12 protein-coding genes are annotated in these 9300 nt (G+C 59.4%); 1 reads left to right on the forward strand and 11 read right to left on the reverse strand.

Features of this window, described 5'->3' with window-relative positions; all coding sequences use genetic code 11:
• Positions 1 to 629: 629 nt before the first annotated feature.
• Positions 630 to 2525: a group II intron reverse transcriptase/maturase gene (gene ltrA / locus AYJ54_RS10400; RefSeq protein ID WP_063696148.1), complete on the forward strand. Its 1896-nt coding sequence runs from the start codon at positions 630 to 632 to the stop codon at positions 2523 to 2525.
• Between the two features lie 461 nt (positions 2526 to 2986).
• Here the strand turns inward: ltrA and AYJ54_RS53965 are convergent, their stop codons facing one another.
• The 11 genes from AYJ54_RS53965 to AYJ54_RS10450 form a co-directional block, all read right to left on the reverse strand.
• Positions 2987 to 3166 (reverse strand): lytic transglycosylase domain-containing protein, encoded by a 180-nt coding sequence (locus AYJ54_RS53965; protein WP_063698838.1) that lies wholly within the window; start codon positions 3164 to 3166, stop codon positions 2987 to 2989.
• Between the two features lie 347 nt (positions 3167 to 3513).
• Positions 3514 to 4023 carry a S26 family signal peptidase gene (locus AYJ54_RS47010; RefSeq protein ID WP_082905587.1) on the reverse strand — a complete coding sequence of 170 codons (510 nt, stop codon included), beginning with the start codon at positions 4021 to 4023 and terminating at the stop codon, positions 3514 to 3516.
• The gene (locus AYJ54_RS47015; RefSeq protein ID WP_082905588.1) at positions 4020 to 4535 is read right to left on the reverse strand and encodes a DUF2840 domain-containing protein; all 516 of its coding nucleotides are present in this window, start codon (positions 4533 to 4535) and stop codon (positions 4020 to 4022) included. Before AYJ54_RS47015 ends, AYJ54_RS47010 begins: the two co-directional genes overlap by 4 nt.
• A gap of 3 nt (positions 4536 to 4538) precedes the next feature.
• Complete coding sequence (locus AYJ54_RS10415) at positions 4539 to 4817, reverse strand: helix-turn-helix transcriptional regulator (protein WP_063698839.1); 279 nt, start codon at positions 4815 to 4817, stop codon at positions 4539 to 4541.
• Positions 4818 to 4948: 131 nt separating this feature from the next.
• Entirely contained in the window at positions 4949 to 5479 is a 531-nt protein-coding gene (locus tag AYJ54_RS10420) for a DUF2285 domain-containing protein (RefSeq protein ID WP_245328977.1), read from the reverse strand.
• Between the two features lie 49 nt (positions 5480 to 5528).
• A complete protein-coding gene (locus tag AYJ54_RS10425) occupies positions 5529 to 5723 on the reverse strand; it encodes a transcriptional regulator domain-containing protein (protein WP_063698944.1) in 195 nt (64 codons plus the stop codon).
• A gap of 143 nt (positions 5724 to 5866) precedes the next feature.
• The gene (locus tag AYJ54_RS47020; RefSeq protein WP_082905589.1) at positions 5867 to 6154 is read right to left on the reverse strand and encodes a DNA -binding domain-containing protein; all 288 of its coding nucleotides are present in this window, start codon (positions 6152 to 6154) and stop codon (positions 5867 to 5869) included.
• Positions 6155 to 6285: 131 nt separating this feature from the next.
• Positions 6286 to 6552 carry a helix-turn-helix domain-containing protein gene (locus AYJ54_RS52210; RefSeq protein ID WP_063698842.1) on the reverse strand — a complete coding sequence of 89 codons (267 nt, stop codon included), beginning with the start codon at positions 6550 to 6552 and terminating at the stop codon, positions 6286 to 6288.
• 230 nt (positions 6553 to 6782) lie between these two features.
• Positions 6783 to 7106, reverse strand: coding sequence for a DUF736 domain-containing protein (locus tag AYJ54_RS10440; protein ID WP_063698843.1), 324 nt, complete (start codon positions 7104 to 7106; stop codon positions 6783 to 6785).
• Between the two features lie 539 nt (positions 7107 to 7645).
• On the reverse strand, positions 7646 to 8128 hold the full coding sequence (locus AYJ54_RS10445; protein ID WP_063698844.1) for a hypothetical protein: 483 nt from the start codon (positions 8126 to 8128) through the stop codon (positions 7646 to 7648).
• 143 nt (positions 8129 to 8271) lie between these two features.
• Positions 8272 to 9195 (reverse strand): DUF2493 domain-containing protein, encoded by a 924-nt coding sequence (locus tag AYJ54_RS10450; protein ID WP_063698845.1) that lies wholly within the window; start codon positions 9193 to 9195, stop codon positions 8272 to 8274.
• Positions 9196 to 9300: the final 105 nt, after the last annotated feature.

Consider the following 9300-nt stretch of genomic DNA (forward strand, 5'->3'; position numbering starts at 1 on the left):
GGGCGTGCGCCGTTGTGGCGTGAAGAAGAAGGGAGTGTTCGAAAGAATGGAGCCTACTGGTTTGGCTCTTACTTGCCCGACTTACCGGTGTCGGAAACGACTGAGACCTCGAAAGAGGAACGGGACCAGAGCATGTCGGGAAACGTCTCGAAATCGGGCGCCGCAGCCCGGTGGAGAGCACAGAGTAAGGTGTGCACGGTGAAAGCTGTATTGCCTGAATCCCAGTTTCCAGTCGCTAAAGGGTTGGCGGTAGCGAACGCGGCTGACACGCTACGCCACGCGGGGCAAAACGCACCGGCCAGTGCGATCTGCCACCAGTCCGCGTGGGACGACCTCCATCGGAGGGTCAAGGAAGCAAATGGGACACCTAAACACACCGCAACTCCCCACACACGCAACTACGGGATCGCCTGCAGCAGGTTCGTTCGCGAGCCTGTATGGCGACGGAGCCGTCGTAGTACCCAAATGCCTGGCGTAACGGCCGGGACAGCCGCCGCAAGGCGGACGATCATGCGTATAAGGCCGGGTGACCGGATCGAAAGCGCCTCCGATCGGGGGAAGGACGATGCCGCTAAAAACGGCATTTGCAGTATGCGTAGAAGAGATTCTTCGACGGAGAGGTTCTGCTGATGCAGGCCGCTACCATCCAGAGGAGAATTGAATCACTTCCGACCTTGTCGCGGTCGGGCAAGCGGATCAATGGCCTTCACCGCCTGATGAGATCTCCATTTCTCTTTGAGCGGGCCTACGAAAAGGTCTCCCAAAATAAGGGAGCCTTGACGCCTGGTGTTGACGGCAAGACCTTCGACGGCATGTCGCTGGCGAAGCTCGCCGACCTCGCCCGTCGCGTGGCAGAGGGCACATATCGCTTCCGACCTGTCCGACGGGTTTATATCCCGAAGGGCAACGGCAAGACACGACCGCTGGGAATTCCCACGGTGGAAGACCGACTCGTTCAGGAGGCGGTCAGGACCATCCTCGAAGCAATCTATGAACCTGTGTTCCTCGGTGAGTCGCATGGGTTCCGCCCGAGGCGGTCCTGTCACACCGCTTTAAATCTCGTCAAGAAGACTTGGACGGGTTGCAAGTGGCTGATCGAAGTGGATGTGCGTGGGTTCTTTGACAACATCGACCATGACGTCCTGCTCAGGCTTCTCAAGAAGCGGATCGATGATGACAGATTCATCGGTCTGATCGAAGGAATGCTGAAAGCGGGTTACATGGAAGATTGGGTCTATGGACGCACATACAGCGGTACACCACAGGGCGGAGTCGTATCGCCCTTGCTCGCCAACATCTATCTGCACGAGCTGGATCAGCACATGCAGACAATGAGGGCGGGATTCGATAGAGGCCGCGACCGACGCGCATTCCCGCCCTATGCGGCGTTGCAAAGGCGCGTCCTGGGCCTCCGCCGGAAGATTGAGCGGCTGCGCGCCAACGGCGCGGAGCTGGCCGAGATCAATGCCGCATTGGCAGAGATCAAAGCCATCAATAAGGAGAGACGGAAACTACCTTCCGTCGATCCCATGGATCCCAATTTCAAAAGGCTCCGCTACTGTCGATACGCCGACGACTTCCTGATCGGCATCATCGGCAGCAAGGAGGAGGCTCGTGAGACCATGGCCTCTGTTGAGCGATTCTTGACAGAGACGCTGAAGCTCGCGATCTCGCCTGAGAAGAGTGGGATTCAGGCCGCTTCAAAGGGAGTGACCTTCCTCGGCTACCGCATCGCGGCGTACACGTCCTACGGGGGTGGACGAAAGTCCAACCGCAAGGGACCGGCAGCACGGACATGGCGCGTTACGCGTCGGCCGACTACCGGCAACATCAGTCTGCGTGTGCCACGCAAGCGGATAACCGAGTTCTGCAAACGGCATGGGTATGGCGACCTCGCCAGGAAGACCGGCCGTGCTCGTGAGCAGTTCTTGGTCACCAGCGACACCGCGACCGTGCTCGCCTATAACTCGGAGTTCCGTGGTTTTGCCAACTATTACTCGTTTGCCGATGACAACAAACGTGCCTTGGGAGTGCTGGAGCTCGTTGTGTTCCGCAGCCTCATCAAGACGCTGGCGTTGCGCCATCGAACGACGAGGGCACAAATCATGGCCCGTCTGTGGAAAGGGTCGGATTACGAGGTGTCCTCTGTAGTCCGAGGCAAGCTTCGCACGATCAAACTGTGGAGACTGAAGCACCTCACGCGAACCTTTTGGATAAGTCAAGGAATTGACGATCTCACAAGAGGCGCGTGGTGGGTCATAAACTCGAATGACCTAATCGACCGGCTGCATGCTCGCCGATGCGAAGCATGTGGCGGCGCGACAGGACCATTCGAGATGCATCACCTCCGCCGCGTTCGAGACCTGCAGAGTGGGTCGCTGATAGTCTGGAAACGGTCCGGCTGGCGGCGCAAGACGATCGTCCTGTGCCCGTCGTGCCGGGTGGCCGTTTCCAATCGAGAGTATACGCATATGGAAAGCCGTGTGCATCGCAAAGGTGCCCGCACGGTTTGGGGGGAGGCGTAGGGACATCCTCCGCGGAGGTGTTCCACGCCTACCCTACCGAGACACCCGCAGGGTGGCTCGGTGAGGAGCGAAGCGACGAGTAGAGCGCGGGCCGAAGGCATCGCCCGTATGCCATCAGCACGTATCGCACTCCACCGCGAACTCTTGCCGCGTGAGCGAGGGTCCTTCAGTAGCAAACCCGAAAGTCTTAGCGTCATGATCGTGTTGCAGCGCTTCGAATGCAAACGAATGTCCGTCACGGTGCGCCCGCCCGTTCAACAAACAGAGGAGCCTCCCGCCAAGGAAGTGCACGCCTGCCGTCAACTGCGGCATGTTCACCCTGCTCGTTGTCCAGCAATGGTGTGACCGCCGCGACGTAGGCCGTAGTTTCGGATGGAAGCGGCTTTCATGTTACGAGGTGCTGTTCATGTCGCCACGGACCTGCATGGTAGGCCGCAAGAAGGCCTGCCGATCCGAAGCGGTCATGCATCTCCTTTAGGTACGCGGCGCCCCGCCATAATGTTGTTCTGTGGATCGAAGGGATCGAGCCCGAGCCCATAATGAGCGCTGAGCGCCACCCAGGTGCCCGGCATGAGCTGCATCAAACCCATAGCACCACGAGACGACATCGCGCGCTCGTCTCCACCACTCTCGACCTGCATCACCGCACGGATCCAGCGCGCCGGAACGGCAAAACGATGGGACGCAGCGTCGATGAATTTGGCGAAGCGATCGACGTTCTCTGAGCGCCTCGCAGTCTGCCACGTGCGCTGTGCTCAAACACCGTCGAGCCTGTGATCTGGCAAAGGAATGGCGCGATGGACGCGATAACACGCGTTCGTTCGACGCGAGCGGAGCCACGCGATCGACTGCTCTGTTGCGCCGATGCAGCGCTTTCGAAGCAGGCCGCACGAACGTTTTCCAACCATTGGACCAGGCCGGTAAGGAAAGATGGGGGTCGGTTTGGGGAAACTGTGATCAACCCAAGGAGTGAGCATGTCGTGCATGATCACTTCTCGTCGGTCCAGACGGGTATCGCTCTGCCGATGACAGAGGACGCAGGTAGTGGTCCAAAATAACGACCGTCGAGGGAGTCGGCGGATTGCCAGTTCATGACAAAGACGTCGCCATCCGCGATGGTGCGGCATCCATGCCATACTGGAAGTGGACGACCGTGCCCGTCGCGTTCGCGAGCTTCGCCGACGTCGATGCCGTCAACAGCGATCGTTAAGCCATTCCTGCAGACCGTTTGTCCGGGGAGCGCCAAAACACGCTTAAGCATGGGCACGCCGGCTGGCAGGTAGCCATTAAGATCAAGGAACGCAGCCAGAAGATCGGGGGGTTGTACTGCGACAAGCTCGGTGACGTTCAATCGGTTTACAGGCTGAACGCGGTAAAGACCGATCGGAACGCTGTTTGACGCGTTCCATATGTAGCGTGGCGTCGCCCCTCCGACTGTCGAGAGGAGGAGGGTCGTCATCACGAATGTCGTGAGAAGTACGATGCACCGAACATTCATGACGTCACCCTCCGCCGATGGAGCCAGGCCTGGTGACGGGACCGCGTGTATGGCCGCGGCATTTCGTTGACCGACAACCGGTTATGAACATGGTGCCAATAGTCGTGTGCGGCGTCGGCTGGATCGACACCGAGAGCTTCGACGACATCGATCAGTTGCAGAACCCGTTCGACCTTCGGCCAGCCGGATAGTCGCAACAGACTTTCACCGCCCGGCGTGATCCAGGGTACCGTCGAATAGCGTTGCCCCGGCGCAACAGCGCGCAGGATATCGATCCGGGATAGAACGGCCCCGAAGTCGTTGGACGTCCAACGGACGAAAGCAAAGATGCTGCCGGGAAGGAATGATAGGACACGCCGGTTGCGGTTAAGAACCTTCTCCGAAACGTGTCGACCAAATCGAATGCGGTTTTCGATACGCTTTTCGAGCCACAAGAGCTCAACAGTCGTGAGAGCGCTCGCGTCGACCTTGTCCGTTCGAGAATTGTCGGGAATGTGAGGGTGTGTTCTCATGGATCAGCGCCGCTCTTTTCCTGCGTAAGGAATGGGAGCGTGCCGCTTTGCCGGCAGCACTGTGCCGGCGCCGGGATCGCTGGTTGAGGTTTTGGTGCCGAGGTCGGCCCATGCGTTCAGATCGGCAATCGCATAGACAACGCGCGCGCCGATTTTGCGATAGGCGGGTCCTGTGCCGTATATGCGGTGCTTTTCCAGCGTACGTGGTGAGAGGCCGAGGAATCGGGCTGCCTCGGAAGTCCGCAAGTACCGTGGCGGCAAGCCAGCGTTTGGATCAGGCATTTGAGGGTCTCCGCGGTCGTCAGGTACGCCGGCGACATCGTCGGCGCGTCGGCGGACACCATGGCGGAAGAAAACCTCGAAGAGGGATGGCGAAGATTGGGGGGTGCATTTTCGCCCCCCTGACGAGCGGATTATTTTTTTCGAGAGGGCGGTCTTAGCAAAGCGCGGTAGCCGCCCTGCACCAAAGCGAATCCAGTTTTGACCAAGCGTTTGATCTGATCCCGCACCTCGTGCGTGCCCCAATCTGCCTTCGGAACGCCGTGAGCTGGCATTATGACTTCAGCGATTTCCCAATAGGTAGCGCCGTCGGACCGAGCGTCCGACGCACGCAAGGCACGCACAATTCGCCGCCGGCGATGCGCTGAGATCGCGTGCGGAGGCGCGCCCTGTGGCCGGCCATTGAGCCCTCGCCACAAGCGCATGCCGGCACTCGCCCGAAATTCGAAGTCGCGGTCGAGCGGCAATTCGACAGTATAGGCGGCGGAGACGATTGGCGCTTCCTTGAACCAAACCCGATGCTCTACGCCGCGCAGATGCAACACGGCGTGCCAACCATCCGGACCTTGGCGAAATTGGCTCTCGTTCAGCTGGTTGAGATCAAGCCTTACTGGCGTAGGCGAGCCGACAAGCAGTGCCGGGCGGACCGGCACAATCGTCGGCACGGCCTCAGGCGCCCAGAAGACCGTCTGTTCAAGGAAGGATCGTTCGGGATCAGCTGCGAAAAACCAACCCCCAATGCTGCCGGAATCGGCTGTTCAAATCTCGATCTGATGGTGAAATCGTCTCATACTCTCGTTCGAACGAAGCGTTGCGGCGCAGGCACTCCCACGCCAACCCGGTCATTTCGGCTTGTTCGATGTGGTCGTAGTAAGTGTCGTCCAACGATCTCCAGTTGAACTTTGGCATGCACTTGTCCCCAAACTGAGCTGCCGCGCTGGCGGCGGCATCATTCTGAGAACCTGTGGTTGTAGCTAGTCCCTGATTGTGCATCGCGTGATGCGGTGGAGCGATCTCAGTGATCTGCGGGAAAATTATTCCAAAAGTGTTGTTCAGAGATTGGGATTTGATGCTCCGCCACGTAGCAAGTGGCGATATCCATGCTCTGTCATCCATTTTGCACGGGTCAGGTGGCTATCGAACGCGCGTCTTGCGCGATCATGCTCGACCTCTGGATTGATATGCAGCACGATTTGCGCCACTTCGCGCCAGTCCGCCCCCTCCTTATCCGCATCGAGCATACGCAAATAAGTAATGATGTGCTCTTCGTCGTAGACGGTGAGGACGGAATCCGTCGGTGCAAGATCGGCAACGTCTGGATCTCGCGGTGGTTTTTTCATGGGCGCGTCACAAAACGAATGATTCTTAGTTTCTGCCAACCACAACGATCGATCGGACTTACTTTAGCCCCTTTTTGGGACGTGTCAGCAGGATTTCGCTAACATTTCGCTCGCGCGAGATCCGCTTGCTTCTAAGTTCGCCTTCGCACTCGCTTGCGAGCGACGTCCGGGTTATGGACGAGCATCACTCCTTCGCCGCGCTCCGATGCCAGAAAAATGATTCCAGACGCCTCAAGGGCAGCGCGAACCCGGTCGCGCGTGTCCTCTCGCACCTGAAGTCCGTTTTCGGATTCAAAGCGCTTCAGTGCCGTTAGGGCGACCAAGGCCTTGTCAGCGAGCGTCTCCTGGGTCCAACCGAGAAGCGCGCGTGCGGCCCGCACTTGGCGGGATGTGATCATGCATGATCACATCCACAGCAAGCCGACCGAACGCTACGAAAACGACTATAATAGTCGTCTTTGCTCGATGTCCAGCCTCATTTGGCTCAGCAATGGCTGACGCCAAGGTCGTCTTGGCCCGGAGCGGTGAGTAGGCTCTTGTGGATTCGGCGGGGTTTTACGCCGGCTGAGTAGATTTTATCGGAAGCCCCGCCCGAGAAACTCGGGCGGGGTGTCGGTGAGAGCGAACCTTACTCGCCGTTCTTCCGCGGCCGCGACCACAGCAGGGTGTAGCCTTCGCCACCTTCGTCGTCGAACAGGTTGGCGTAGATGGGCGCCGTGAAGGAGGGGTCGTCGAGCTTGAGCGAGAGATAGTCGCGACCTTCCTCGGAGCGCTTCGACCAGGCGGCGCCGATCTCGACTTCGCGGCCAACGAACACGCGGTGGCTCGGAGCTTTGTCGTTGGAAGGGTTGGATTCCGCGACGATGCGCACGCCTTTGGCCTTCAGGCTGAGGGTGGCGATTTCGCCGTGGTAGTCATTTCCGACCTTCTTGAACGAACCGATGGTAGCCATGTCTCTTCTCCTGTTTGTGTTTCGAGCCCGCGACCACCGCGGCCTCGATGGCGATCTGCAGGCCGAAGACGATCGGCGACGCACCCGAAGGGCCGCAGCGCAGCGGAGGATGCCGTCGCATCGACTTTCTTGCCTCGCGAGGAATGGGCGAAGCCCAGGGGAAGAAAGTCGATGCGACGGCGTTGCGGCTCAGACGATCGAGGCGCAGCCGGTCTTCGGCCAGATCGAGCCATCACAGAGGCCAGTTGCGTCGCGTGCTGAGCCACAAGCTTGGGAGAAGATGGCTGGCCTCGGTTCGACTAGACAAGAAGTCGGTACAGTTCGGCGTAGGAAAAGAAACGAAAAGAGGCGAAAGCGGTAATCATCAGCATAAAGCCAGGCGCAAACGACGGCTTCAGAATTGCATCGATGTACACCGACCGCAATCAACGCTCCCTCATCGAAGTGCAAGAAGGTCGCCACTATCTCTCTCAGACTCGCTGATCGATTTTTCGGCGCACAGATTTATCCAATCTGTTGGAGAACCGAATGGCGCAAGATCATTGCTGATGCGCTGTGGCTGTGAGAACCGGTTGAGGATCGCTCACGACTGCCGCGTTCGAATCGAACTGGCGGGGCGCGGTTAAGACGGTCAATCGCGTCCATGCTGTGCCACCGATAAAGATCGCGCCGAGGCAAGCGAAGAACTGCTGCCAAGCAGGCGAAGGTACTCCGAGGTGCGCCATCGCTAGAGCGAGATGATAGCCAGCGAGTGTAGCCGGCAAAGCAAAGACGGCCGCAATGACGGCGCGCAAGATCAGCGATTGTGTCATTGCGAATGCGACTTGGGCGATTGCCAGCGTTATGCCGCCAGCAGCGATGGCAACAATCGGCGTGCCGAGCACACCGGCGCCGCTATGGTAGGCCCAAAAGCCAGCGTTAAGCCCCACGAAGAACGGCAGAATATAAACCGCCAGCGTGAACATCAGCCAGCAGATGACGCCGAGGCCAACGGTATTGAGGAGGAGTCCGAGCGCGAGCATGGTGGTGGCTCCATGTTGACAAAGAGGTGACGATTGCACCTTCCACCACCACCGCGGCGCAGTTCTGGATATGCAATCGAAACGAGGCGGAGTTACGGCGATGCAACTCCGTCTTGGTGGCGTGGAATATGGCAGGTCGGCGCCTATGAGGCGCCGAATTTCCAGACAGCGATGCCGAGTCGCTTCGCCTTGTCGGCGAGGTTGTCCTGGATTCCCGTGCCCGGGAAATGCATGACGCCGATCGGCAGCAGTTCGAGCATGGCGTCGTTGCGCTTGAACGGTGCTGCCTTGGCATGCTTGGTCCAGTCCGGCTTGAAGGCCATCTGTGGCACCTTCCGGGTGGTCGCCCATTTCGACGCGATCAGCTCCGCGCCCCTTGGCGAGCCGCCATGGATCAGGACCATGTCGGGATGCTTGGCGTGGACCTTATCGAGGCGATCCCAGATCAAGTGGTGGTCGTTGAAGTCGAGACCACCCGTGAGTACGACTTTCGGACCTGCTGGCAACATGATCTCGGTCTCGGCACGGCGCTTGGCGGCGATGAAGTCCCGCGAGTCGATCATTGCTGCGGTGAGCGTACGGTGATTGACGAGCGATCCCGATCGAGGACGCCAGGATGAACCGGTGTGGAGTTCAAAGCGCTCGATGGCCTGGTCACGGAAGAGTTCAAGGCAGTTGCGACGTTCGATCAAGGTGATGCCTTCGGCCGTCAGGCGCTCGAGTTCGACTGATCGCACTTCCGAGCCGTTCTGCTCGCGCTGGCTTTTGCGCTGAGCCTGTTCGTTGTCGTCGAGCTGACGGCCGATGCGGTCTGCGGCGCGGTGGAAGAGATTGACCGTCGACCAGAGCAGGTCCGGAAGGTCCGGTTCGAGCCGGGTGTCGTTCAGCGTGGCGACCAGGGCGTCGAAGATGTCGGCAACAGCGCCCGCGATCATCTTACCTTCCGGCAGCGGTCTCGGATCCGGCTGGTCGTCGAATGGACGGTAGCCAAAGAGCTGCAATTCATTGAGGACGAGGTCGGTGGCAGATGACGCGTGCGGCGGTTCGATGTCGTCATGATCGATCATGGGATGTGGTCCTTTGCCAGATCGGCCGCGTCCATCGCGGCCTTCGTGGCGATCACTTGAGACGGCGGGCGGGACGGACCTGCACCCGGAGCAACGCGGAGGGCC

Source organism: Bradyrhizobium centrolobii, assembly GCF_001641635.1.
GTDB lineage: Bacteria > Pseudomonadota > Alphaproteobacteria > Rhizobiales > Xanthobacteraceae > Bradyrhizobium > Bradyrhizobium centrolobii.

What these genes read in the sequence shown, in the direction of transcription:
- AYJ54_RS47015 (WP_082905588.1), bottom strand. Translation starts at nt 4,535, where the DNA reads ATGAGAACACACCCTCACATTCCCGACAATTCTCGAACGGACAAGGTC.
- AYJ54_RS10445 (WP_063698844.1), bottom strand. Translation starts at nt 8,128, where the DNA reads ATGCTCGCGCTCGGACTCCTCCTCAATACCGTTGGCCTCGGCGTCATC.
- AYJ54_RS53965 (WP_063698838.1), bottom strand. Translation starts at nt 3,166, where the DNA reads ATGCAGGTCGAGAGTGGTGGAGACGAGCGCGCGATGTCGTCTCGTGGT.
- AYJ54_RS10415 (WP_063698839.1), bottom strand. Translation starts at nt 4,817, where the DNA reads ATGCCTGATCCAAACGCTGGCTTGCCGCCACGGTACTTGCGGACTTCC.
- ltrA (WP_063696148.1), top strand. Translation starts at nt 630, where the DNA reads ATGCAGGCCGCTACCATCCAGAGGAGAATTGAATCACTTCCGACCTTG.
- AYJ54_RS47020 (WP_082905589.1), bottom strand. Translation starts at nt 6,154, where the DNA reads ATGAAAAAACCACCGCGAGATCCAGACGTTGCCGATCTTGCACCGACG.
- AYJ54_RS10440 (WP_063698843.1), bottom strand. Translation starts at nt 7,106, where the DNA reads ATGGCTACCATCGGTTCGTTCAAGAAGGTCGGAAATGACTACCACGGC.
- AYJ54_RS47010 (WP_082905587.1), bottom strand. Translation starts at nt 4,023, where the DNA reads ATGAATGTTCGGTGCATCGTACTTCTCACGACATTCGTGATGACGACC.
- AYJ54_RS52210 (WP_063698842.1), bottom strand. Translation starts at nt 6,552, where the DNA reads ATGATCACATCCCGCCAAGTGCGGGCCGCACGCGCGCTTCTCGGTTGG.
- AYJ54_RS10450 (WP_063698845.1), bottom strand. Translation starts at nt 9,195, where the DNA reads ATGATCGATCATGACGACATCGAACCGCCGCACGCGTCATCTGCCACC.
- AYJ54_RS10425 (WP_063698944.1), bottom strand. Translation starts at nt 5,723, where the DNA reads ATGCCAAAGTTCAACTGGAGATCGTTGGACGACACTTACTACGACCAC.